General features: G+C 30.5%; 41 protein-coding genes. 29 read left to right on the top strand and 12 right to left on the bottom strand.

All coding sequences use genetic code 11. From position 1 onward, the window contains the following. Positions 1–2: 2 nt before the first annotated feature. From GQ540_RS03905 to GQ540_RS03770, 29 genes are all read left to right on the top strand, one after another. Positions 3–170, top strand: a complete 168-nt coding sequence (locus GQ540_RS03905; RefSeq protein WP_291797638.1) for a hypothetical protein — start codon at positions 3–5, stop codon at positions 168–170. After that, entirely contained in the window at positions 170–751 is a 582-nt protein-coding gene (locus GQ540_RS03900) for a hypothetical protein (protein ID WP_291797635.1), read from the top strand. Before GQ540_RS03905 ends, GQ540_RS03900 begins: the two co-directional genes overlap by 1 nt. 56 nt (positions 752–807) lie before the next feature. Continuing rightward, the gene (locus GQ540_RS03895; RefSeq protein ID WP_291797632.1) at positions 808–1695 is read left to right on the top strand and encodes an NUMOD3 domain-containing DNA-binding protein; all 888 of its coding nucleotides are present in this window, start codon (positions 808–810) and stop codon (positions 1693–1695) included. Continuing rightward, the gene (locus tag GQ540_RS03890; RefSeq protein ID WP_291797631.1) at positions 1696–2115 is read left to right on the top strand and encodes a hypothetical protein; all 420 of its coding nucleotides are present in this window, start codon (positions 1696–1698) and stop codon (positions 2113–2115) included. It begins immediately after the preceding gene. A 3-nt stretch (positions 2116–2118) separates the two neighbouring features. Beyond that, positions 2119–3387, top strand: a complete 1269-nt coding sequence (locus GQ540_RS03885) for an AAA family ATPase (RefSeq protein WP_291797628.1) — start codon at positions 2119–2121, stop codon at positions 3385–3387. Further along, positions 3368–3553 (top strand): hypothetical protein, encoded by a 186-nt coding sequence (locus GQ540_RS03880; RefSeq protein WP_291797626.1) that lies wholly within the window; start codon positions 3368–3370, stop codon positions 3551–3553. Before GQ540_RS03885 ends, GQ540_RS03880 begins: the two co-directional genes overlap by 20 nt. Continuing rightward, positions 3553–4515, top strand: coding sequence for a metallophosphoesterase (locus GQ540_RS03875; RefSeq protein ID WP_291797623.1), 963 nt, complete (start codon positions 3553–3555; stop codon positions 4513–4515). Before GQ540_RS03880 ends, GQ540_RS03875 begins: the two co-directional genes overlap by 1 nt. A gap of 71 nt (positions 4516–4586) precedes the next feature. Beyond that, entirely contained in the window at positions 4587–4940 is a 354-nt protein-coding gene (locus GQ540_RS03870; RefSeq protein ID WP_291797620.1) for a hypothetical protein, read from the top strand. Then, positions 4940–5119 carry an FmdB family zinc ribbon protein gene (locus GQ540_RS13205; RefSeq protein ID WP_367205915.1) on the top strand — a complete coding sequence of 60 codons (180 nt, stop codon included), beginning with the start codon at positions 4940–4942 and terminating at the stop codon, positions 5117–5119. The genes GQ540_RS03870 and GQ540_RS13205 overlap by 1 nt, the downstream gene beginning before the upstream one ends. A 50-nt stretch (positions 5120–5169) precedes the next feature. Next, positions 5170–5913, top strand: coding sequence for a hypothetical protein (locus GQ540_RS03865; protein WP_291797617.1), 744 nt, complete (start codon positions 5170–5172; stop codon positions 5911–5913). Next, the gene (locus GQ540_RS03860) at positions 5907–6095 is read left to right on the top strand and encodes a hypothetical protein (RefSeq protein ID WP_291797614.1); all 189 of its coding nucleotides are present in this window, start codon (positions 5907–5909) and stop codon (positions 6093–6095) included. The genes GQ540_RS03865 and GQ540_RS03860 overlap by 7 nt, the downstream gene beginning before the upstream one ends. 21 nt (positions 6096–6116) lie before the next feature. Next, positions 6117–6311, top strand: a complete 195-nt coding sequence (locus GQ540_RS03855; RefSeq protein WP_291797611.1) for a hypothetical protein — start codon at positions 6117–6119, stop codon at positions 6309–6311. Between the two features lie 47 nt (positions 6312–6358). Next, a complete protein-coding gene (locus tag GQ540_RS03850; protein WP_291797608.1) occupies positions 6359–6598 on the top strand; it encodes a hypothetical protein in 240 nt (79 codons plus the stop codon). Between the two features lie 29 nt (positions 6599–6627). Continuing rightward, positions 6628–7203 (top strand): hypothetical protein, encoded by a 576-nt coding sequence (locus GQ540_RS03845; protein ID WP_291797605.1) that lies wholly within the window; start codon positions 6628–6630, stop codon positions 7201–7203. Next, positions 7200–7463 carry a hypothetical protein gene (locus tag GQ540_RS03840; protein ID WP_291797603.1) on the top strand — a complete coding sequence of 88 codons (264 nt, stop codon included), beginning with the start codon at positions 7200–7202 and terminating at the stop codon, positions 7461–7463. The genes GQ540_RS03845 and GQ540_RS03840 overlap by 4 nt, the downstream gene beginning before the upstream one ends. Then, positions 7460–7666: a hypothetical protein gene (locus tag GQ540_RS03835; protein ID WP_291797600.1), complete on the top strand. Its 207-nt coding sequence runs from the start codon at positions 7460–7462 to the stop codon at positions 7664–7666. The genes GQ540_RS03840 and GQ540_RS03835 overlap by 4 nt, the downstream gene beginning before the upstream one ends. Next, positions 7666–8364 carry a hypothetical protein gene (locus tag GQ540_RS03830; protein ID WP_291797597.1) on the top strand — a complete coding sequence of 233 codons (699 nt, stop codon included), beginning with the start codon at positions 7666–7668 and terminating at the stop codon, positions 8362–8364. The genes GQ540_RS03835 and GQ540_RS03830 overlap by 1 nt, the downstream gene beginning before the upstream one ends. Further along, positions 8349–8630, top strand: a complete 282-nt coding sequence (locus tag GQ540_RS03825; protein ID WP_291797594.1) for a hypothetical protein — start codon at positions 8349–8351, stop codon at positions 8628–8630. Before GQ540_RS03830 ends, GQ540_RS03825 begins: the two co-directional genes overlap by 16 nt. Positions 8631–8757: 127 nt before the next feature. After that, positions 8758–9111, top strand: coding sequence for a hypothetical protein (locus GQ540_RS03820; protein ID WP_291797591.1), 354 nt, complete (start codon positions 8758–8760; stop codon positions 9109–9111). A 4-nt stretch (positions 9112–9115) separates the two neighbouring features. After that, positions 9116–9313, top strand: a complete 198-nt coding sequence (locus GQ540_RS03815; RefSeq protein ID WP_291797588.1) for a hypothetical protein — start codon at positions 9116–9118, stop codon at positions 9311–9313. Then, the gene (locus GQ540_RS03810; protein ID WP_291797585.1) at positions 9303–9572 is read left to right on the top strand and encodes a DUF551 domain-containing protein; all 270 of its coding nucleotides are present in this window, start codon (positions 9303–9305) and stop codon (positions 9570–9572) included. Before GQ540_RS03815 ends, GQ540_RS03810 begins: the two co-directional genes overlap by 11 nt. A 2-nt stretch (positions 9573–9574) precedes the next feature. Beyond that, entirely contained in the window at positions 9575–9763 is a 189-nt protein-coding gene (locus GQ540_RS03805) for a hypothetical protein (protein WP_291797583.1), read from the top strand. Beyond that, a complete protein-coding gene (gene thyX, locus GQ540_RS03800) occupies positions 9735–10334 on the top strand; it encodes an FAD-dependent thymidylate synthase (RefSeq protein ID WP_291797580.1) in 600 nt (199 codons plus the stop codon). Before GQ540_RS03805 ends, thyX begins: the two co-directional genes overlap by 29 nt. Then, positions 10334–10543: a hypothetical protein gene (locus GQ540_RS03795; protein ID WP_291797577.1), complete on the top strand. Its 210-nt coding sequence runs from the start codon at positions 10334–10336 to the stop codon at positions 10541–10543. The genes thyX and GQ540_RS03795 overlap by 1 nt, the downstream gene beginning before the upstream one ends. A gap of 85 nt (positions 10544–10628) precedes the next feature. Then, complete coding sequence (locus tag GQ540_RS03790) at positions 10629–11243, top strand: hypothetical protein (protein WP_291797575.1); 615 nt, start codon at positions 10629–10631, stop codon at positions 11241–11243. A 9-nt stretch (positions 11244–11252) separates the two neighbouring features. Next, a complete protein-coding gene (gene dut, locus GQ540_RS03785) occupies positions 11253–11666 on the top strand; it encodes a dUTP diphosphatase (protein WP_291797572.1) in 414 nt (137 codons plus the stop codon). Between the two features lie 125 nt (positions 11667–11791). Then, positions 11792–13660, top strand: a complete 1869-nt coding sequence (locus tag GQ540_RS03780) for a hypothetical protein (protein ID WP_291797568.1) — start codon at positions 11792–11794, stop codon at positions 13658–13660. A gap of 47 nt (positions 13661–13707) precedes the next feature. Then, positions 13708–14181, top strand: a complete 474-nt coding sequence (locus GQ540_RS03775; protein WP_291797565.1) for a hypothetical protein — start codon at positions 13708–13710, stop codon at positions 14179–14181. Further along, entirely contained in the window at positions 14178–14750 is a 573-nt protein-coding gene (locus tag GQ540_RS03770) for a hypothetical protein (protein WP_291797561.1), read from the top strand. Before GQ540_RS03775 ends, GQ540_RS03770 begins: the two co-directional genes overlap by 4 nt. A gap of 2 nt (positions 14751–14752) precedes the next feature. Here GQ540_RS03770 and GQ540_RS03765 read toward each other — a convergent pair whose 3' ends face one another. The 12 genes from GQ540_RS03765 to GQ540_RS03710 all read right to left on the bottom strand — a co-directional run bounded on the left by GQ540_RS03765 (position 14753) and on the right by GQ540_RS03710 (position 24345). After that, positions 14753–15202: a hypothetical protein gene (locus GQ540_RS03765; protein ID WP_291797559.1), complete on the bottom strand. Its 450-nt coding sequence runs from the start codon at positions 15200–15202 to the stop codon at positions 14753–14755. A 25-nt stretch (positions 15203–15227) separates the two neighbouring features. Beyond that, positions 15228–15368 carry a hypothetical protein gene (locus GQ540_RS03760; RefSeq protein WP_291797556.1) on the bottom strand — a complete coding sequence of 47 codons (141 nt, stop codon included), beginning with the start codon at positions 15366–15368 and terminating at the stop codon, positions 15228–15230. Between the two features lie 32 nt (positions 15369–15400). Next, positions 15401–18895 (bottom strand): LamG-like jellyroll fold domain-containing protein, encoded by a 3495-nt coding sequence (locus GQ540_RS03755; RefSeq protein ID WP_291797553.1) that lies wholly within the window; start codon positions 18893–18895, stop codon positions 15401–15403. A gap of 4 nt (positions 18896–18899) precedes the next feature. Next, positions 18900–19538, bottom strand: a complete 639-nt coding sequence (locus tag GQ540_RS03750) for a hypothetical protein (protein WP_291797549.1) — start codon at positions 19536–19538, stop codon at positions 18900–18902. 8 nt (positions 19539–19546) lie between these two features. Next, complete coding sequence (locus GQ540_RS03745) at positions 19547–20071, bottom strand: hypothetical protein (protein ID WP_291797547.1); 525 nt, start codon at positions 20069–20071, stop codon at positions 19547–19549. A 244-nt stretch (positions 20072–20315) separates the two neighbouring features. Next, positions 20316–20732, bottom strand: a complete 417-nt coding sequence (locus GQ540_RS03740; protein ID WP_291797544.1) for a hypothetical protein — start codon at positions 20730–20732, stop codon at positions 20316–20318. A gap of 27 nt (positions 20733–20759) precedes the next feature. Then, positions 20760–21692: a hypothetical protein gene (locus tag GQ540_RS03735; RefSeq protein WP_291797541.1), complete on the bottom strand. Its 933-nt coding sequence runs from the start codon at positions 21690–21692 to the stop codon at positions 20760–20762. A gap of 12 nt (positions 21693–21704) precedes the next feature. Continuing rightward, positions 21705–21992, bottom strand: a complete 288-nt coding sequence (locus GQ540_RS03730; RefSeq protein ID WP_291797539.1) for a hypothetical protein — start codon at positions 21990–21992, stop codon at positions 21705–21707. Continuing rightward, a complete protein-coding gene (locus GQ540_RS03725; RefSeq protein ID WP_291797536.1) occupies positions 21985–23322 on the bottom strand; it encodes a tail fiber domain-containing protein in 1338 nt (445 codons plus the stop codon). Before GQ540_RS03725 ends, GQ540_RS03730 begins: the two co-directional genes overlap by 8 nt. A 2-nt stretch (positions 23323–23324) precedes the next feature. Further along, positions 23325–23924: a hypothetical protein gene (locus tag GQ540_RS03720; RefSeq protein WP_291797534.1), complete on the bottom strand. Its 600-nt coding sequence runs from the start codon at positions 23922–23924 to the stop codon at positions 23325–23327. 10 nt (positions 23925–23934) lie between these two features. Further along, positions 23935–24135, bottom strand: a complete 201-nt coding sequence (locus GQ540_RS03715) for a hypothetical protein (protein WP_291797532.1) — start codon at positions 24133–24135, stop codon at positions 23935–23937. A gap of 3 nt (positions 24136–24138) precedes the next feature. Next, a complete protein-coding gene (locus GQ540_RS03710) occupies positions 24139–24345 on the bottom strand; it encodes a hypothetical protein (RefSeq protein ID WP_291797530.1) in 207 nt (68 codons plus the stop codon). Position 24346 lies beyond the last annotated feature (1 nt).

Here is a 24346-nt window from a genome sequence, read left to right as displayed (position 1 = left end):
TAATGGAAAATACAGCGAAGAGAATGGAAGGTGAAACTTTTGAAGCATATAAGACCAGAAGAAAATTATCTAATATGTTAATAAAAAATTATTTGAAAGGTAGAAAAGTTTCTGGATTTGGCCCTAAAGGATCAAAGTTAATTGTTAATCCTGCTAAGGTGATAGTATAATGACTGGGATAATAGGAATAGACCTTAGTTTGAGATCATCAGGTTTAGTTTGTATAGATCATAGAAAGAATATAGTTGATCTTAAAGTTATTAAATCAAAACCAAATGATTTAAAATCAAATAAAAAATTACCTTATCCTGTTAAGAATGATGAAGAACTATTAATATATAATAGTTTAGAAATGGAATCTTTTATTTATGAAAATTATGGTTATGGTCTTAAAGGAATAGTTATTGAAGGATTGGCTTATGGTGGTCAATCTGGAATGAAGGATATTATCCAAGGAAATTTTTGGTATTGTAGAACATTTATATATGATATGTTTAAGCCTATTTGCATTGGAATAGTTCCGGTTACTGAATGGAGAAAACCAATAGTTCCAGAAGTTAAACAAGCAAAGAAGGATTTGAAAGAAAAGTATGGTAAGGAATGGGTTAAAATAGTTACATATAATCGCTTGCCAAAGAAAGCAAAGTGTGTTATAGATAAGTATATTTTAGATAATAAATTACCTAAAAAGACAGAATATGATTTAGCTGATGCATATTTTTTGTCAGTTTTCAGGTTGGGTCTTGAATGATTAAAGTAATTCTATAATATGTCGATAAGTATATTAAAAATACTTGGAGACATATTATGATAGGAATTTACTGTATTGAAAATAAAATAACTAAAAAATGTTATATTGGACAGAGTATAAATATACAAAGAAGATTAACTGAACATAAAAATAAAAAAACTAAATATAAATCTTCTATAAAAAAATCTATAATTAAATATGGAGTTAATAATTTTATATTTGATGTATTAGAAGAGTGTAAAGTTGATGAATTAAATAGTAGAGAAATATATTGGATTGATAAATTAAATACTATTTCTCCATATGGATATAATTTAATATCTGGTGGAAATTCAAATGTATATTTTAGTGATGAAGTTAAAAAGAGAATGTCAGAAAAGAGAAAAGGATTATTGATTGGTGAAAAAAATGGTATGTATGGAAAAACACATACAAAAGAAGTAAGATTGAAATTATCAAAATTAAGAACTGGATCTAAACTTTCAGAAGAAACAAAGAAGAAAATTTCAATAGCTTCAAGTGGTAAAAATAATGGAAATTATGGTAGAAAACATACAAAGAAAACAAGAGATATAATGTCTAAGGTAAATACAAAAGAAAATCATTGGGCTTATGGTAAGCATTTTTCCGAAGAACATAAAAAAAATCTTTCTGAGTCTTGTAAAGGTAGAAAACTTTCAGAAGAAACAAAAATAAAAATATCTAAATCAAGAATTGGTAAACCAAGTCCAATTAAAGGTATGAAAATTGATAAAAAATATGCTATTAAAAGAGCAAAATCATTAATGAATGGTAAAAAAATAGGTTGTTCTAATGGTAAAATATATTTAAGTATTTTAGAAGTAAGAGAAGATACTGGAGTATTAAGTCAAGGAATATGTAATGTTTTACATAATAGACAAAAAACAACAAAAGGATTATCTTTTTGGTATATAGAGGATTAAATGAATTTAACATATAAGAGAAAAACAATAAGATTAATTCACGGTGATTGTTTAGAAAAAATAAAAGGATTAAATACAATGGCTGAATTTTGCAAGCAATGTTCAATAGATATGTTTGGTAAAGATTTTGGAGATTTTAAATATATGGGTAATGGTGAAAAATTAAAAGAAGGTTGTGGTTGGCAAGTTTTATGTGAGGGGTGTGGCCCTACATTTGTAGATGATGAAGGGGTATGTATCTATCCTTATTGTGAAAAACATAAGGGGTCTTGGCTAGCTAAAAATATAACTAGAGATGAAAAAACAAAAGAATATATAGGATGGAATGAATCACAAAGTATTGAAGTTGTTAGAAATACAGATAGGGTTATTGTTTGTAATGAATTAGTTGATTATGCTAATACTTTAGATAGAGATTAAATAATGCTTAAAACTATTAAGATAAAAAATGTTCAAAATCATAAAAATACAGAATTGATTTTACATCCAAATGTTAATATTATATCTGGATCTTCAAATATGGGCAAATCTGCTATTTTTAGAGCAGTAGATATAGTTTTAAATAATTCACCTAATAGATACAGTCGCTACATGCCGTGGGATTTAGCAAAGAAAAAGAAAACAAAAGAGATTACAAATATTGATCTTGTATTTGAAGGAGATGAAGGTTTTCCTGATGGCACTGTCAATAGACAAAGAAATAAAAGTAATACAATCAATGATTATAATATTCCTACTATTGAAGATTCTCTAAATTCTTTTGGTCATAATCCACCAGATGAAGTAAAGGATTTCCTATCTTTAGAAGATTATAGTTTTAGGGATCAAGAACATAAGTATTTTTTTATTAATGAAAAGTCATCTGAAAGAGCAAGGATGATAAATAGAGCAACTGATCTTTCTATTATTGATCAAACTCAAATAGAAGCAGATGCTAATATAAAAAGAATTGATTCTAAGATTAAAATAAGTAATAGCAATATAAAGGATTTTAATAAAAGCTTATTAAAGTATGAAAATCTTGATAAAGTGCAAGTACTTATTACTAAATTAGATGATTTTATTAAAATTCATAACAAGTTAGAAGATGATTTAAATCTATGCGATAAAATATCAGCAGATTTAAATAAAAATAATATCACTGTTCATAAATTGAGCTTGTTCATAAAAAGTGAACAGAAACTAAAAGTGAACAAGGATAAAATAGATAAATATCAAATGCTGGAGCAAGACAGTAACCAAGTTAATAAAATAATATCTTGTATCAATGAAAACATCGGTAGAATAGATAAGATTAAGACAATTATTGATTTGGAAGGGCAGAGTGCCTTAATCAATTCAAACTTAGTAGAGTTCTCTAAATTAGAGAAGAAATTAAAGAATTGTCAAACTATTTATGATAGGGTTAAATATTTAAGTGAAGAGATGGAAAACATCACTGATTGGCTTGGTATTGAAAATCATAAAAATAGAATCAATAAATCAATAAAAGATTATATTTCTTTAAAGAATAATGTTGACAGTATAGAAAAAATATTGTATACATTAGAAAGCAATGCAGGAGATTGTGGAAATCTAAACCATTTGATTGAAATTAAAGAAATTGAAAAGGTAGATTATATTAAAGATATGGGGATATGCCCTATTTGTGGAAATAAAACAGGAGATTGTAATGACATTACCAATGATTAATTGGGCAGATTTAGATACAGGGAAGAAAGGTAGAACTTTATTAAACAAACAAGTGTTTGAGAACAATGCTTGTATTAGAGCATGTGACAATGCTTGTATTGAACCAACTATTAGACAAGCAAGTAAATTTAGACGTAAATTAGGCTTGGCATATAAGGGAAAATAATGAAAATACTAATACCCCCATCAGATTTACATATAGATGAAAAAGCACCATTACATAGAATTGATGATTATTATAATAAACAATTCACTAAACTTAATTATTGTATTGATTTAGGAAATAAACATAAATGTGATATGATGCTTCAGAGTGGTGATTTTTTTAATTTTAGTCATGATAGAGTTAATTATGATTTAAAATCTAAAAAATTTCAGATTAAAAGAATTACATTTGAAACTATAGCTAAAACAATTAAGTTATTATCTAAATTTAAAGGTAAATGTTTTAGTGTTGCTGGAAACCATGATCAAAGAAATAGAATGACTTCATTAGAAAATACACCACTTAAAGTATTATATTCTTCTGGTGTTATAACCCAATTAAATAATACCGATCCAATTATTATAGATAGAAATATTAATATTTATGGAATGAATTATAATGATGAAATACCAATTATTAAAAATTCAGATAGTTTTAATATTTTAGTTGCTCATATTATGGTAATTAAAGATAAATTATGGAAACAACAAGAAGAATATGAAAATGCAAGTATATTTTTAAGAAAAAATAAGTTTGATGTGATTGTCAGCGGAGATAATCACCAATCATTTGATCATCATTATGGAAATAAACACTTATTTAATCTTGGTAGTTTAATGAGGATGAATTCTAAACAACTTGATCATAAACCAAGATGTGTTATATTTGATACGAAAACAAGAGAATGTGAATCATTTGACATTCCTATTGATCCATCAAGTGAAGTTTTTAGTATTCAAGAAATTGAAGATGAAAGAAATAAAAAGATTGACAATGAGAAAATAAAAGATTATTATAATTCATTACTCAATGAAGACAAAACAACTATTAAGTTTGAAGATAATATGGAAACTTATTTAGAAGAAAATAAGATTAGTAAAGTACATTCTGATATCATTTATAAAAATATGGGTTTAAGATAATGAATAAAACAGAATACATGAACAGTATTTTAAATCTTTGTACCCCTAAACAAAAAGATCTGTTTGAAAGGATGTATCCTAATGGAGTATCTATAAAACAATTGAAGTGGGCAACTGAACAAATAGAGAATACACTTAATGGTTTAAATTGTAAGAATGAAGAATTTAAAAAGTTGAAAATTGATAATTATGATTTATGTGAAGAGTATAAATCAAAAATTAAAGATCTTAATGAAGAGTTAAAAGCATTTCAGTATAATACATTTGATCTTCATGAAAAGATTAAAAGGCTTGAAAATCCAATATCTATAGATAATAACGATATTCAAGAAAGATTAGAACTTTTAGATGCTCTTGAAGCTGGTGGAGTAGATAACTGGCAATGGTATGATGAATCAATTAATCAATACAAGGATAATAAGTAATGCCTATTTATATTCTAAGGTGTAAAAACTGTGAAAGAGAAATTGAAGAGTTGGTTTTCAATAAAGATAAAATATTTAAATGTAATAACTGTGGGACTGTGATGAAAAAAGTTATGAGTGCTTCAAATTTTGTAATTAACGGATATTCGGAAAAGAATTCATACGGATTAAAGAAATAATTAATATTACCGATAAGTAATTATTCTTAATGAAACTTTGAGGTATAATTATGAAAAGAAAAACAAATAAAAGTAGAATAAATTACAATCAATATTTAAATTGTATATTTGGAAGATTAAAATTAGTTAAAATATTAGATGAAATGAGTAATGATGGAAGATTATTAGCATTAGTTGAATGTGATTGTGGTAATGAAAAGAAAACTCCAATAAGAAATTTAATAAAAGGGGTAACTAAATCATGTGGTTGTTTTAATAAAGAACAAATAATAAAAAGAAATACAAAACATGGATTTGCAAAAGTTGGTAATATTGATAAAATATATAGTGTATTAATGGGTATGAAACAAAGGTGCTATTATAAAAAACATAAAGATTATCATAATTATGGTGGTCGGGGGATAACTGTTTGTGATGAATGGAGAAAAGACTTTACAAAGTTTTATAAATGGTGTTTAGATAATGGATATAAAAAAGGGTTGGAAATAGATAGAAGAAATAATGATGGGAACTATTCACCTGATAATTGTAGATTTGTGACACATCAGATAAACAGTTTAAATAGAAGGAAAAGAATTGATAATACTAGTGGATATATAGGAATTACATGTCATAAAATAAATAAATTATATTCATGTCAAATTAATTATAAAAATAAAAAAATACTTTATAAATCAGGTTTTAAAACAGCAAGAGAGGCTGCAATTGTTAGAAATGAATATATCATTGAAAATAACTTGCCACATAAATTAAACGTAGTTGGATTATTAAATTTAGAGAGTAGATTATGTTAGGATATAAAAATGGAAAAATTGTTTCTGGTAGAACAAAGTGTCCAAAATGTGATGCTTCAATCAAACTTGAACAAAATGGATTTCAATCAGGTTCATATATAGCAACATGTACTAAATGTGATTATAGACACAAAACATTAGTAAATCATCATCCTTGGTCATTAGATTGCTTAGTTAAATAAAATTAGTTGTAATATCAAGTAATGAAAGGGGAAATAATGGTTATGGCAAAATTACATTTAATTTGTGGAAATTGTGGTTGTAATGATATGTGGGAATGGAAACATAATCCTGAATTTTTTGATGATGATGAACTTATTGACGATGAAAATGTTTTTCTATTTTGTAGAAATTGTGCAACAATACATTCTCTTAACGATAATGCTAAAAAGAATTGACAAGTAGTGTCACCAAATATATTTAAATTAATCCAAGGGGATAAGTAATGCAAGAAATAATTAATGATTTAAACAAGCTTGATCGTGAAATTGAATCAGCTAAAAAAGAACTTGGTGTTTTTGAAGGTGAAAATAAACAACTGTTTAAACAAGCCGAAGAATCTCTTGGTTTATCCTCTATGGATGAAATGGAAGATTTTGTTAAGAAAAATACTAAAAAACTTTATTCACTTAAAATAGAAATAAATACTTTATATAAAGAACTTAAAACTGAATATGAATGGTAATTAGTATGATACTTGACAACTACAATGAAATGAAAGAGAAATTTTCTAGTGATAAAGCTACTAAAGATTATATCAAATCTGAATTGGTTTCTGAAGGTATAATTAATAATGAACTAAATAAAGATTTAGAAGATCATACTGAAGCAAGAGTTATCACTCAGATTGTAGCTGAACAAACTCAGAAAACGATTGAAGATAATTTTAATACATTAGTTACTTCTGCAATCCAAGCAGTTTTTTCTGAAAAATTAGAGTTTAAAATTAAGTTTGTTCAAAAAAGAAACAAAACTGAATGTGAGTGTTATATTATTAATGATGGAAATGAATGTGGGATGTTCGATGGTGGATTTGGAGTTGCTGAGATTGCCAGCTTTGGATGTAGGGTAGCTTTCTTACATCTTGAAAAGAAAGCTAGAAAAATTATGTTTTTAGATGAACCAACTGGATCGTTAAATGGCAATATTGAGCAAGAAAATTTTAGTAATGTTATGCAAATGTTATCTGATAAATATGAGATACAATTCATTGTAGTAACTAATCAAGGTAATATAGTCGGAGATAGGATTTTTAATGTAAAAAATGGGGAATGTAAACAAATATCATGACAGATTTCAAATATATAAAAACACAAGAAGATTTGTTAAATCTTATGAAGAAAACTAATTTTCTTGAAGATGATAGTTTTGATGGTCTTGAAATACAGGACTATGATAAGGAAGAAGATTATCAATTTATATGGACTCCTGAATGTAGTTGTATGGGAACATTAATGTCTCAAGATATGGAAGGTAATGGAGAAGATGCATTATTTGTTCAGACATTGGTTCAAATGTTTATTTCAGGAAAATTAAAGGTTATAAAGTGAGTGTCACAGCTAAAATAAAAGTTATATTAAAAATTGATGTTTGTGGTAAATGGAGTGATGATTGTACAGTTGCTCAAGTTAAGAAACAAGTAAAAGATTCTGCTGATTGTATTTTAAATCAAGCTCTTAAAAATAAACCTGAAAATATAATTATTTGGAAAGAGTCAGAAATTGTAGAAATTATATATAGTGAGGATAAATAGTGAAAAATATATTTATTAAAGGAGATAAATATAATAGATTAATGATTGTTGGAGAAGTTGAACAAGAAGGAAGGAGAAGAGTTTTATGTAAATGTGATTGTGGAGTTGTTAAAGAATTTTTATTAAGCAATTTAAGAAACGGACATACTAAATCATGTGGGTGCCTTAATAAAGAATTAATAAAAGAAAGGAGTTTTAAGCATGGATGTTCAGGATATAATAAAATCCCACTTTATTCTGTATGGACAAGTATGAAACAAAGATGTTATAATAAAAAAGATAAATCTTATCATAATTATGGTGGAAGGGGAATATCTATTTGTACTGAGTGGATGAATGATTTTAAATTATTTTATGATTGGTCTTTAATTAATGGATATAAAAAAGGATTGCAGATAGATAGAGAAGATAATGATGGTGATTATACGCCTAATAATTGCAGATTTGTTACTGTTCAAATTAATGTATTAAACAAGAGAAAATATAAAAATAATACAAGTGGTTATATTGGTATTATTAAAAGAAAAAATAAAACTTTTAATTCTATAATCATGTATAAAGATAGAAGAATATTATTAGATAAATCTGGATTTAAAACAGCTAAAAGTGCTGCTATTTATAGAGATATTTATATAATAAAAAATAATTTACCGCATCAACTTAATTTTCCTGAACTTAACTTATGGAGTGTAATATGAAAGTAATGATTGAAAAAAAATGTGATGAAATAAAACAATTCCTAATTGATAAAAATATCGCTTATGGTAATTCAGCATTAGAACCAATAAATATTTTTAGTAAAAATACAGCAGTTGAACAATTAGCTGTCAGAATGGATGATAAAATAAATAGACTAAAAAAAGGAAGTGAATATTTAGGTGATGATACTATTAAAGATTTAACTGGTTATTTAGTTTTATATATGATAGCAAAAGATATTGAAACTGAAATAAAAAGGATTTAATATGGACTTTTTCAGAAAAATAAAGTTTTTTATTAAAAATATCATTTATTATTTTCCTATGCTTTGGAATGATAGAGATTGGGACTCTCACTACTTATATGTTTATCTTAGATATAAGCTAATCAGAATGGAAAAGTTTTATAGATATGATGCAATTTTTATTGGTATGGAAAAAGTTGCTGATGATATCAAGCATTGTATATATGGATTGAATAGATTGATTGAAGATGAGTATCATGAAAATGTATTTAAACATCATGATAGAAAATGGGGAAATATCAAATTAGACTTTGAAAATACAAAAAACAAAGAATTTCAAAAATGTTTATTAACTAGAAATAAAGTAATAACTGCAAATGATGAAATTCAAGAAAGAAAAGAATTTAGCTTGTTGTCTTATAAAGAAAGTATGTTGAGAAAGCAAGATTTAAATTATATTTTTAAAATTATGGAACGTAAATCATTATCTTGGTGGAATTAAAGATATGCTTTATTTAGTGTTGATGTATAGATGGGGAGATAGAGAAAATCATTCTTATCCACTTGGTGTTTTCGATAATTTAGAAGAAACAAAAGTGGTTGGAAAATTTGAAAAAGAATATCGTGGTAATAAATATGACCCTTTTTATTTTTCAGGAACTTTAAATATTAAAAAAGATTGGAAATTATTAGATGAAGAATAAAATGAAATACTGTAATTGTAAAAAAGATGGTTGGATTAGTGTTAATGATCGTTTGCCTGTCATTCCAGAAAAAAGATATAGCGTTTCTGTTTTTGTAACTTATTATTGTTGTGAAGATGAACCAAATGAAACTAGTACTATGTTATGGGATGGTAAAGACTTTAAACAACTTATGGTCGGGAAAGGGTTTTTTGATTATAAACCTTGCTTTGGAAAAGTTAATTATTGGATGTATTTACCTAAACCAGCAGAGGTATAATTATGAGTGTAAAAGAAATTAAAAATAAACATGGTGTTTGGCTTGATATTGAAGAGATAGTTCATCAATATTCTGAATGTCAATTTAAACAAGATGGATTCTACTTAAATGATGAGTTGCTTTTTACTTGGGAAAGAGCAGATGAAATTAGAAAGGAGATGAATGATGAAAACAATACAACCATCAGTTGAATTATTACAAATTAGTAAAGATGCAGAACAATTAATTGAAGCAGCAGGAAGGACTTGTTATAAGAGTGAAAATAAGATAACTCCAACTTCTGCAAAGGTATTTGTAAAAGCAATAACTAAAAGAGGGCATCATTCAGTTATTGAACATGCATTTGCAACCTTTAGAATTGTTTGTGATCGTGGAATAACACATGAGATTGTTAGACATAGATTGGCTAGTTATTCTCAAGAAAGTACCCGTTATGTTAAATATGGTGATATTGAAGTACTTCAACCATGTAAGATTGTAAATAAAATAGAAGAAGAATTATGGAGAGAAGCATGTGAAAATGCTGAAGAATCATATAAAAAACTTATTGATATAGGTGTTAAGCCTGAAAATGCCAGAAGTGTATTGCCAACATGTCTCAAGACTGAGATTGTCATGACTGCAAATTTCAGAGAATGGATTCATTTTATAAATCTTAGGGGGTCTAAAGCTGCTCATCCAGATATTAGAGTAATTGCTGATATGATATTATTGATCTTATCAGATAGAGCATCTTCTGTATTTAATAAAGAGGATGAATAATGTGTGAATGGAAAACTAAAACAACAGAAACTGAGATTGAAACAACTTTACTCTATTTTAAAGATAGTTATGGTGAATATCAAGTTGAAAGAGAAGGTGAATTTCCATCAATTGAAAATGTAATTGATTATTTTATTATTCCAGTATTAAGAAGTGCTGGATTTAGTGATGAAACTATTAAAGAATATATAGAAAGTAATACTATATGATATTTCAAAACCATAATAGACGATTGGCAATGAGAACATTAAAATACTTGTTTAAATATTTTAATAAAACTGGTAAAATTAAAGATTGGGTTTTGCAAGCCGAAAAGGATTTTACCATATGAAAATATATGTTGATTATGATTCAACTATTAATGATCTTGATTCAAAATGGTGTAAGTGGATTTTCAAACATTATAAGGATAAAATAACAAGTAAAGATATATTAAGTTGGACATGGATTGAAGATACTTATGGGAAAGGAGCAAATTCATTTTTTCAAAATCCTGATATATATTCAAAAGATATTATTAAACCACTTAAAAATTCACAGAACTTCATTGATACTATAATAGATTTATTTGGATATGAAAATATTTATATTATAACTTCATCATATCCAGGTACAGAAATTGAGAAAGAATATCACATTTGTAGATATTTTCCTATAAAGTCAGATAATATCATTCATTCAAATCAAAAGTGGAAACATACTCATGATGGAATATTAATTGATGATAATATTCATACAGTTAGAGATCATTGTAAATATAATAAACAATTTGGTATTGTATTTGATAAGGGATCTAACAATGGTTGGTCTAAATTAACTCATATTATGGGTCAAGTTAAAGAAATAAAGAATTATATCAGAATTAGAGAAAATTATAAAGATATATTAAAACTATTAAAGGAGATATAAATGATTGAAATGACTGTATATGGAAATATTCCTACAAAGAAAAATAATAACGATGCAGGAGTGGATTTAATTGCAGATGAAGATGGTTTAATAAAACCAAATGAATCTAAGCTTATTAAAACGGGAACATTTGTAAGATTTCCACCTAATCATTGTGGAATTGTAAAAGCACGTTCTGGCCTATCTGTCAAGAAAAATATTGAGGTTGGTGCTGGTGTTATAGATGAACCATACACTGGTGAAATTCATGTTCATTTATATAATCTTAGTAATACAGAAGAATTTCGATATAAAAAAGGTGATAGAATTGCTCAATTAATTATTTTTCCAGTATCATATCCTGTTATAAAAGTAGTTAAGAATATTGAAGATTTAGGTATTACAGATCGTGGCACAGATGGTTTTGGTAGTACAGGGTTTTAGCAAACTATAAACAGGGACTTAATTCAATTGGTAGAATATAAACCTTTTGACGTTTGATGTTTCCAGTTCGATTCTTCCCGTTCCTGCCAAATATTCCATTAAATTTATAACATTGGTGATACAAAATGGACGATTATCAAAAGTATATTCATATATCAAAATATGCAAGATTTTTAGACAAAGAAAAAAGAAGAGAAACTTGGGAAGAAACAGTTGAAAGATATTGTTCATTTTTTAGAAATAGATTACAACTAGAGAATATAAGTTTTCCAAAAGAGATAAAGGAATCAATTTTAAATCTGGAAGTTATGCCTTCAATGAGAGCATTGATGACGGCAGGAAAAGCCTTAAAAAGAGATAATATTGCTGGATATAATTGTTCTGCGTGTGCAATAAACCATCAAAGAGTTTTTGATGAAGCTTTTTATTTATTAATGTGTGGATCTGGATTTGGATTTTCTGTTGAAAGACAGTATATAAATAAACTGCCAACAATAGATGAAGAATTTTTCAATAGCGATACAGTTATTGTTGTTGCAGATTCAAAAATAGGATGGGCTAGTTCATTAAGAGAATTAATAAGTTTGTTATATTCAGGAAAAATCCCAAAGTATGATGTCTCTAAAATTAGAGAAGCTGGGAAGAGATTAAAAACTTTTGGAGGTAGAAGCTCTGGCCCATTACCCTTGAAAAATCTTTTTGAATTTACAATTCGGTTATTTAAAAATGCTAAAGGGAGAAAGTTAAATAGTATAGAATGTCATGATTTGATGTGTAAAATTGCTGATACAGTTATTGTTGGCTCTGTTAGGAGAGCAGCTATGATATCCCTATCTAACTTATCTGATGATAGAATGAGAAGGGCTAAAAATGGAGAATGGTATATTGCAGACCCTCAAAGAGCATTAGCCAATAACTCAACAGCATATACAGAAAAGCCAGATTTAGATTCTTTTTCTAAAGAATGGAGAAATCAGTATGTAAGCAAATCTGGAGAAAGAGGAATAGTTAATAAAGTTGCATTAAAAATAAAAGCAGAGGAATGTGATAGGGTATACGATGGTGAATACATTCTAAATCCTTGTGCTGAAGCTATACTAAGGGATTCAGGAGGTTTGTGCAATCTTACAGAAGTTGTAATTAGATCAGAAGATACTCTTGAATCATTGAAGAAAAAAGTAAGAATTGCTTCAATTCTTGGAACTTTACAATCAACATTGACAGATTTTAGATATCTAAGACCTATCTGGAAGAAAAATGCAGAAGAAGAAAGATTACTTGGAGTCTCATTAACTGGAATCATGGATCATCATATAATGTCTGGTCAATCATTTGAGTTAGAAAATTGGTTAAAAGAATTGAAAGACATTGCTAGAAAAATTAATATAAAATGGGCAAAAAAATTAAATATAAATGAATCTAAGCAATTAACTCTCAATAAACCATCAGGAACAGTTTCACAGTTAGTGAATTGTTCATCAGGTATTCACCCTCGAATGTTCCCATATTACATTAGAAGAGTTAGGCAAGATATTAAAGATCCATTAAGTAAATTATTGATTGATCAAGGGGTTCCATATATTAATGATTCTTGCGATAAATATATATTTTCATTTTATATAAAATCACCTGAAAAGTCAATAACTCTAAAAGATCTTAAAGCATTAGACCAGCTTGATTTGTGGAAAATATATAGAAATACTTGGTGTGAAGGAAATCCTAGTCAAACAATATATTATACAGATGATGAATATTTTGCAATTGCAAATTGGATATGGAATAATTGGGATATCATAGGAGGATTATCATTTTTTCCTAAAGATGACCATATTTATGAAAACGCACCATATGAAGAAATAACAAAAGAAGAATATGAAGAGGGTATTAAATCTTTCCCTAAGATAGATTGGGAAAAGATGAAGGAGTATGAAAATAGGGATATGACTATTTCATCTCAAACATTAGCTTGTAGTGGAGGCAATTGTGAATTATGAAAACTCATGGTAGATATAAACACCCCTGTTATCAAAGTTGGAGGTCTATGAAACAAAGATGTTTAAATGAAAACTCATCTGACTATAAAGATTATGGAGGTAGAGGAATATCTATCTGCTCTGAATGGATGGATATCGAAAAGTTTATTATAGATATGGGTATTCCACAAAAAGGAGATACGATTGAGAGATTAAATTCTAATGGAAACTATTGCTTAAAAAATTGCATTTGGGCCTCAAGAAAAGAACAGTCTAATAATAGAAGGACAACAATAAAATTAGATGGAATTCCAATGGCTAAATGGTGTTCCGTCTATAACCTTTCATATAATTTAGTTTATAAAAGATATCGGAAAGGAATGTCTCCAAAACAAATATTAAAAACTCCTATATTATATAAAAATTTAAATGGGCAAAAATGTAAATGTCAAGGTTGTAATAATCCTGTCAAAACTAGAAAAATGTGCAATAAACATTATTTAAGATGGTGGTTAGAAAATAAAAAGAAGAAAGAATTATGAGTAAAAATAAATTAATCAAATGTAATAATTGTGGTGATCATAGACATGGTTGTATGGGAAGTGGAAAATCTAATGGAGATGGATATGATCATTGCATTGATTATGACAAAGAAGTTAAAGAACACAATCTATCTAATGTATTAGAAATATCTAAATATTTGAAGGAAAAACACAATATTAATGTGACAAGAATACATGTAAGGGAATGGATTGAGAAATTTGGTTTCCCTGCTGCATTTTTGACTAATAAGACCTTCACAACTGAAGAGAGAATAGATTTATGGATACAGAGTGTGAAAGATGGTGGAATGCAGGATTTGTTCACCGATAACTACACTATTGTCAATAGATCAAGAGTTAAGAAAAGAGATCGAAATCTTACAGATAAGAGAAAAGCTAAGATTAGAGAAAAGATGTTTAAAATAAAAAGATGGATGGATAAAAAAAATGAAGAAAAAGCGATTAAGCAAATAGAATATATGGTTGAAAAAGGATTAAGTGTTAATGATGCAATTAAAGTTTCAAGAGCTTTATTTATGGCAGTTAAAAAAGATTTAAAGATTTGGTAATACTATGGATATATTTTAAGTATTCCTAAATTAACTTTATCTCTATTTCTACAATCTATATGTAACCAAGATACATCCATTTCAAGACAAGTTATATACTTAAACTCTTCTTGAAATGGATTATTCAGGATATCCTGTCTTATTTGTTCTATTGAATTGAATTTTAGATCAAATGCTTTTCCAAATTTGTGAAAACTTCCAAAAGCACCAATCAATGAATCATAAGGTCTTAATCCACTCAATGAGTAATTTCCACCCCAATACCAATCATTTATTTTTATTGAACTTCTATTTAATTCTCTTATATTATCTATAGTTATTAATAGTTCTTCATCAAAAAAATTCCATAATTTATTAATATTTCCAGTTTGTTTTGCATAATTATATAATTCAGGATAAACAAGTTCATATATTTTAAAGTATTTGCATTTATACATTTTATCGACACTCATTTGTAAAGTAATGATTGAAATAACATTATTTTACATATTCTTTAAATAAGCCACAACTAAATTCATTTTCTAAATTCAGTTTTGCTATGCATGGTCTTTCACATTTTAAACTAAATGGACATCGTTCACCTTTTACAATAATCAAGCGTTCATTTAATATTGTCATAAAGATTGGAATCCTCTTTTAAGTTAATTGATTTATGTTATATCTACTACTGGTAGTACAATAGGACGATATCCGGCTGTACGTAGTTGAGGTGTGTTTGGGTTGCTAGTTATATATATTTTACCTAAGTAATAATTATGTGCTGCTGCTCCCTGGTAAGTTCTACCAAATTCTATAACAGCAGGAGCCGATGGAGCTGTGTATACATTGTCAGTAGTACTAATCTGTATATCATCAATAAACATTTTTAGGTTATTTGTCTCTAAGTTAAACCTTATAAAATACCAGACACCAGCTACTGGGGACCACGCCGATTCTGTGATCCCACCGTTTACCCCACATGCTAGTACTAAATCTCCAGATGTAATATTGTGAGTTAGAGATATTTCACCACTATTAAATAAGATGTTTTGTGATGTTGTAGGGATTCCAGTATATTGCGGAGAATACCAAAAACCAAAAGAACTATTGCTTAAATCAATATCTGTACCATCAATCTCTAAGGCTTGTGAGGAAGTGGCAGTTTTAGTTGTAAAGTTTAAACAGTCTTTTCCATCTGGCCCTCCAGAGGTAGCAATAGAGATTGTACTGTCTATGCTAAATAATGTACTAGTGCCTATCTGTAAGGCTGCTACAGTATCTATCTCAGAGTCAAAGTAACAAGTAACATCACTATGAGCCGTATTAGTATTAACTGCAGCAAGATCAGTTGAGTCTGAGCCTATACCTGTAAAGTATGCCCCGTATGGGAGGATTAGTTCGTTGTAGATTTTGAAGTTGTCGATAAGCCCTTCACACTGTCTTGAACCAGAGGATCTATTCCCTATTTGCATAGTCCCACTGGATAATGTTGGAGCAGTGAACGCCACACTGTGAACATGCACAACACCATTAAGAGAAATATAGATAAAAGACTTAGCCTGATCCCAACCCATTGTAATACTGTGCCAGTTTCCATCGAGAAGGTCAGTCCCAAAGTCAGACCCTGTTAATGCCCCTGTATTTCCTACTTGTACCTCAAACCTATCATTAAATGTACTATTTCTTAATAATTGTAAGGCATTTGTTGATCCAAGTGAGTGTTCAAAGAATCTATTGTAACCTGCTGGTGTGCTCCCATTATTCTTGTAACTAAACGTTATCGTACCTCTATCCGCAACAACATTACTGCCATCAGTACATGGGAAGGTTGCGATATCTGATGCATCTGTAAAATCACCAACAGCCTTTCCTCTGATCCCATCAGTGTTCACATCTACCCCTGTCAGAGTCACAGTACCCCCATCAGTACTAGCATCAAATATATCTAATACTGTAAGGGAAGCGCAACTCCAATAGCAGATCAAATGCTCATCCAAAGCACTACCAGCATCATTGACTGTTTTCATTCCCCATGCTTCATTTTGATGTGGAGCAAGGGCCATGTTATTACGGTCTATGTCTGCTGTTAATTGGAGTTGAGGATCTCCGTCTGTTAACCCCATCTCTGCATGATAAGCTCCATCAGAAGCCAATCCACCCTTACCGATACTCGCTGGAATATTTAAGTCTCTGACCCATTTACCCACATCAGGATGTAAGTGAGTTATGTAAGTTGTGTCGGCTGTAGTGAGTGTTTCTTGATGTGTTAAGAGTACTGACATATCCGGCAATACTGATTGTTGATAATCTGTTCCTAATGTCTTACCTTGAACAGTTGGCATCCACATTGGTTTGTATCCAATGGTTGGTATTTGTGGAGTATCTTTTTTACTAGTTATATGAAAGTCCCTTATTACACCCTGCGCTGGCTGAGCACCATTTACATTACCTATATACATTGGTCCAGACGCTGTTGGATCTGTGAAGTTTGAAAAACCTGTGACAGGGTAATAAATACCATCAAGCCACAAGTGCCAATTATAAGTACCTAAGTCCCAGTTAAAACGTATATGATGATCGTTGCCATCCCATAGTGTTGGTACTGTTACCCCGTACTGATAACCGTTTATTTTAAGAGTTAGTTTTGTTGCTGTTTCCATCATCAGCAAAAAAGCATTGGAGCTTGAACTCAAAGCGCATAAACAAGCCCATGCTGCCGGACTTCCTGTAGCTTTATACCATAGTGATATTGTACTGTTAGTCATGTCAAAGCTAGTTCCGTCAGTACAAGTTATGTTTGTAGTATCACCTGTCAGTACTTCCACACCACCCCCGGTGAATGTAGCACCACCTTGTACTACTGCTGGAGTTGTTTCCTGACTTATATTTAAAGTTGTGTTGTCACAATCCCAATAAGTCAAAACATCACTATGCGCTCTTGCAGTATTAACAGAACCATTCCCAGTAAAGTATGCTCCGTATGGGAGGATTGGTTGGTTGTAGATTTTCAGTGAGTCTATAATAGAAGTATCTGCTTCTCCACCAGAGTCATTAAAAAATCTCAAATTACCATCAGAGGATTGCCAACTCTCTCCCATAGTCCACGAAGATGTATGTAAATTTTTAACTATACGATTATTTACAATAATAGCCATAAATCCTTTTGCTGAATCCCAACAAAGATGGATTCTCAGAGGTGTTCCTGCTGTAAATATATTAGCAGATAATAAACCGGAATCACAAGTATGTGCTGTACCCCCATTGTCCCTTATGTGCCACTCCCACTCAAAGTTAGCACCGGAGCCATTGTTGCCTTTTAGCCCTATAGTATTTGCGTTATCGCCCTCTGAGATACTACAAATATTAGAGATTGCTGTCCAAAAAACAGCATTGTCACTATCATGCGAGGGAATAAACCAGAATGAAATAGTCCCTTGCTCTGTCGGGATATTGGTATCATCCACTTCAAAATAGTCACTAGTACCAGAACTCTTTTGAATACCGTTACCTTGTACTGCTTCAACAGCAGTAACATTATTAGAAGTTCCTCCCCACTCAGCAGCAATCTCTTCATAAAAATCAGAGCTACCTCCAACTGAGTTTAGTTTCCAGTGACCAATCAAATGCTCATCACCAGAACCACTAAGCATAGGCCAATCATGAATCTGTACATTGGGATTATTCCTGTCACGATCCCAAGGAATTTCTAAGTCATCATTATTATCAGCTTCAAAGTGCCATGCTCCGTCTGAAGCGAAACCATCAGTACCAATATTATCAGGAATATTTAGGTCAGTTACTGCTGCTCCTCTTGAGAGTTCTAGGGTAGTGTCTTTGTATTGAGCAGTTATAAGTGCTTTCAATACTGTTGCATCAGTTACAGATGTAAGTGGTGTCCAATACTGAACATCAGTTGTAATCGTTTCTTCAGAGTAAGAGCCATCCTCCGTACCAATTGATAATCCTGTAGTTGCAGCAGAAGTTCCGGCTTTTATAATTCTATCAGGGAGTATAGACCACCTAATAGCAGTCTCAGTTACTGTGACTCTGTTAGGATTATTCTCAACGAGAGAAGCATCCGCTGTGGCTACAGTGAATGTGCAAATATTACCACTTCCGGTTATGGCTATGGTTGTTGACTGATCATCTACTGAAAGATAAGGCATCTATTTAAACCTCCAAGTAATCCATAATGCCATTAGGTGAAAACACAACGTGCATCATATCCACTTCACCTTCTATAAGTTCAGTAAAAACATCTTCACCTTCATCATATCTCATATTAAATTCTGGATTATGTGATTTGATATACCAACCAATCCGTACCAACTTGCCAGGAGAATTAGCAATAAACACTTGCTTATCAGGATCAGGTAAGAAACTATTCCAATTACAGGACACAGATAGATATGATCCTTCACCAGTACTTACCAATGCATCAAATACTCCGTCATTATCATAATCAATGATTTTATCAACCGTGGCAGGAACTTCCCATGTTGCTCCACCATCACCGGAAACCTCCATTACTACGGATTGTTCGGCTAATAAAACATCATTGACATACAACTTAATTGGGAATTGGTCATTAGGGTAAACTCTTAATTCTTGGATACCATCTTTGCACTTCCGTTTGAGAGATGCATGGTCTGGTTGAGTTGTTACCTCTACTGCTGTAGTATATTCAACGATTTCTTCCTGACCAATTACATTACCTTCATCGTCATAGGCATCTTTGAATTCACCTGTGGCAAATGGCATGTAAAATAGTTCTGGTGTGTGTTCTGGACTTTGTTGTTTTACGTTCATATTTAATCCTATGAAATTATTTGGTCTTTGTATTGAATACCAAGAGCTTGTCTTCCAGCAGCATCCCAGGTTATCGTATGATCCCATATAAAAATAGCACTATAAGTATCTACCCCATTAAGAACCAAAACACCTTTCCATGCTTGATGTATTGTTCCTACCCCATTAAATCTTTGATGTACAGTGTGACCTCCCTCATCCAAAACTATACTTAAAATATCATAATCACTAGCATCTGTTACTCTCATATAATTAGCAGTTGTACTTACATCGTCAAAGCTACCTGCATCAGTTTCAGATGTGGCATCTCCCCAAAAATTATCATCTGTTGCTGTAATACCAGCAAGGGGTGAATGTTGGATCAAAGCATGGAAATTTGAATCATCAAGAGATACTGAAGTATCAGAAGTATCATATGATATATCAATAGTCATTCTATCTTCATATACATAAAACGTATAAGTTACCTGGTTTGTTGCTGATCCCAAATAAGCTGTTCCAATTGTCTTATAAAAATTACCTTTGATTTGCACAACTACTCTAATTGGAGAATTTTCAACAAGACTTAATGTAAGGCTTGGATCATCTGCTAATACATAATACCCACTACTGGATACAAGATGTGGATCAAATTTGAAATATTCTACAGACTTATCACTTGTAGCATGAGCCATGAGTAAATGAGCAGTATCAGCAAACTCAAGGTACATATCAGTAACTTGCACATCAATGGTTGTCCCATTAACATCAACGGTCAAATAAGGCATCTACAGTCTCCTAGTTAGCCTTGTATGTAACACTATCAAGAGTAAAAGTCCCAAATGGAACTTCTATAATCGGAGGCAATTCACCCATATCAGGCAACACTTCAGCAGGAACAAGTTGAGCTACCTCATCACCCCACATTGTTCTTGCACCAGTAACTTTATCATACCCAACAGGAGCAAAATAATATGTCATTCCTGTCTGAATATTGCCAATTTCAACAACACCATCATCCTCCATATCACATTGACCAGTAGCTGTTTGGTGTGTAGCAATATCAGGAGTTTCCGAAACATAAATACAAACAGTATGATTCGCCCAGTCATCATATGAGTATGTTACTGTTGCTGTTTTAGCGAGAATAGTTGGAATATTTATAACTAAAGAGAACCCCAAACATGTTAACAACATTATTAATATTTTTTTCATTTTAATCTCCCTCTTTTATTTTTTAAATTAAGCTATTTGAAACCATTCAGTGCCATTGCAATAATCAGTAGCCTTATCCCATTGAGTTGTCATTGCTTGTGTTGTTGAACCATCTATTGTTTCTGATGAATTACCATCTCTAGTTACTGTATTTGCAGCAATTATTTTTTTAACAACCAATTGTCTATTTTCACTAGTTGCAACTGCTGGATAATCTATTGTGATACTTCCTGCTGTAGTATCACAAATAAGAACTCTATCTGTAGCAAGAACTGTATATGGTGAATCAGAATTTGTTAATGTTTTATCACCAGTTGCAAGATATGCAGACATTTGATTTTGAAGATTTGTAATATCAGTTGAATTTGTTGCTGCAACTGTTTCTACAGCATTATCAAATGCAAGTAATGACATTTCAACTTTAGAAATTGGATTTGTTAATACTTGATAATCACTCAAAAGCTGAACATTTGTTGATGTAGTATAAGTTGATGATTGAACAATTCCATATACATATCCAGAAACAACAGTTATTCTTAAAATTGCTCCAACAATATAAACACCAGTTCTATCTCCAGGGACAGTAAAGTTCCTATTATCAACATAAGTTGCAACATCACTATTGTCTATATACCTCCCTGAAAATTCAGACAATCTAATTGTGCCATCCTGTTCAATGGCAACAGATAGTCTTTCATCAAGTGTATCCTTAGTGCCTCTACCATCAAACAATTCATCTTCATTAGCTGTTATTCTTGTATCAAGAGCATCAACACCATGAGCAGTTGCTGAATCATTATGAGCAGAAAGATTAGTGCTTGAAGTTGTTGTTGAAGTGCTAACTAAACCCTCTACTCTATCAATTTCAGAATCAGTTAAAACAAAGTTATTTTTGGTCGAATCAATTACTTCTCCAATTGTCTGAGTCCTTGCTGGAACTGTTGTATTTAGTGATGACATTATTTTCTCCTATTATTGTGCATCAATTAAATCTAATATAGTATCATAAGCAGCTTCAATAAGAGCTTCTTGTGATGTTTTACCAGTAGCAATTTGAGCATCTACATTAATATATAAATCAGTAATATCCTGTGGTGTTTTAACTATATGTCTTCCTCTTCTAATAGGTTTTCCAGTTTCTGTAGTAATTAAATATCCTATTTGTATTTTACCATGATCAAAATCATGTTCAATATTTGTAATTACTACATCAGTAGCTGTAATTGTTTCTACTTTGTTTCTTCTTAATTTCTTAGACATTAGCTAATTTCTCCTCTAATTCGGTTACTTTTTCAGATAGTTCCTGAATTGCTTTAATAAGTATAGGATAAGTTTTCATTGGATCTGCTTCCCATTTTTCAGGATTTTCCTTATGTACCAATCTTGTGTAATCATGACTATCAAATTGATCTTCTACTTCATCTAACTCTTGAGCAATAAAACCAAGATCAACCTTTCCTTCCATTGTTCTATCTCTACGAGTCCAATCAAATTGTACGGGCCTCATAGAATTAATAAAATCAAGACCATATGGAATTGCGACTACATTTGATTTATCTCTTATATCTGATAAAGAAGAGATTGTTGTATCATTACATCTTAAATCAGTTATTGAACCATTTCCAAGTGTAAATTCATTTGAAACTGTTGCTCCTGTTGGATTTGCTTGATATCCAAGACAAGTATTATTAATTCCTGTTGTTATTAAATCTCCTGCTGTCGCCCCAATACAAGTGTTAATACCTGAACCTGTAGTAAGTGCTGCCCCTGTTGATGTTCCAACACATACATTATTACCTGTTTCTGTGGCAAGAAGCATACTTCCAGTACCAATACATACATTATTAGTTCCAGTTGTTATATCATTGCCAGCTGCTGCTCCTATTGATACATTACTACTTCCAGTAGTAATTCCTGCTCCTGAATTTGACCCAATTAATACATTAGTATTAGCTGTAGTAATAACTTCTCCACACCCACCACCTATGCAGACATTATTTTCTCCACTTAAACCACCAACAGCACCAGAACAAGTATTTTTTCCAATACCAATATTATTATGTCCAGTATCTACATTGGTACATGCATTTTCACCAATTCCTATGTTATTATAACCTGATGTATCTGTTCCAGCCACACCAACCATAGCACGTTTACCAATTGCTACATTATTGTTTCCAGTTACATTAGTAGTGCTAGTCCCCTTTAAGCAAAATTCACCAAGTGCAACATTAAAATCACCTGTAGTAATATACATTCCAGATTCAAGACCAACACAAGCATTTGTATTTCCTGTAGTAACTACTGATAGAGTATTTTTTCCAATACCAATATTAGCTACTGCTGTTGATGTTCCTGATAATGCATTTGAACCAATAGAAACACATTCTGTTCCAGTATTTCCGGTCATTGATCCAACACCAATAGAAACACTTGTTGTACTTATGTATTCGCCAATACCTGTATCTGGAACTGTGGCCCATGAAGTTACAATTCCATCGGTAGTAGTTAAATATTTTCCTGAATGTCCAGTTGGATCAGCTACTGGAAATTCAACAACATCTGGAACTGGATAAGTTGTAACAGCCATATTTATCCCTCCATTCCAGATGCAAGAATATTAACTTCTTCTAAATTACTTTCAATTTTTATAATATCCTGATTGTTTAAAGCAAATAATGATGCTCTATCTAAAACTAATTGACCTTCAGCAGCTATTGTTCTTTTATTTAATATATTAGCTAAAAATGTTCCTGTTGAATTATATATTCTTGCTTCAACTTCAGCAGCTATTGTTTCATGAAGATTGGTAATAATAATACTTAGTACTTCTACTTCATTACCATCTCCACCTTGTAGTAAAATAGTGTTAGTTGATCTTTCTACATAATCAACAGCTTTACCATCAGGATCTGTACCATCTGATAATCGAATATAAATTGTGCTATATCCAAGACCATCAGCATCACCATAACCCCATGTACTTACTGCTAATGATCCTAATGCTGAACCTTCAGATATAAGAGTCCCATTTTCAATTATAGCATTAGGTTTATCTACTGATGGATTATTCAATGCAGCAGTTCTCAAGTAATATTCACCTGATCCACCACTTGAAACTGTCCATGCAAATGAAGCAGTTCTAATTGATGTATACGGCAAGGTTGCCTTTGTCCAATTTTTTGTTGCCATTTAGTTCTCCTTATCCGTAAATTAATGATAATCGTTTTGTTTCATATTTTAGTGATCCAACAGAAGAAACTGATGCTGATGTTCCATCACTAAATGTAAAAGTTATTTGACTTTGAGTTTCACTTGCCCATGCTTCAAGATTTTTAAATACTTCTTTCACATCCTTACTTGCATTTGCAAATGTTTTAATTAACTCTCCTTCTGTGGGCATATTTTATCCTCCAAGTAAAGACATCTTTTTTGAGTTTTTTATTAAAGAAACAATTGTATCAACTCTTATAACTATTCCAGCAACCATTATAAAATTTGCTGTATCATCTGAATTTTTAACAAAGTCTATTGCTTCTTGAACTGTAGGGGCAATATTACTAGTGTAACTTACATTTAATTCAGTTTGTAATTCTTCATCTGTTTGTGCCATA

Origin of the sequence: Lutibacter sp., assembly GCF_013139515.1 — a bacterium.
Taxonomy (GTDB): Bacteria; Bacteroidota; Bacteroidia; order Flavobacteriales; family Flavobacteriaceae; genus Lutibacter.
This window is presented reverse-complemented; position numbering and strand designations above follow the sequence as displayed.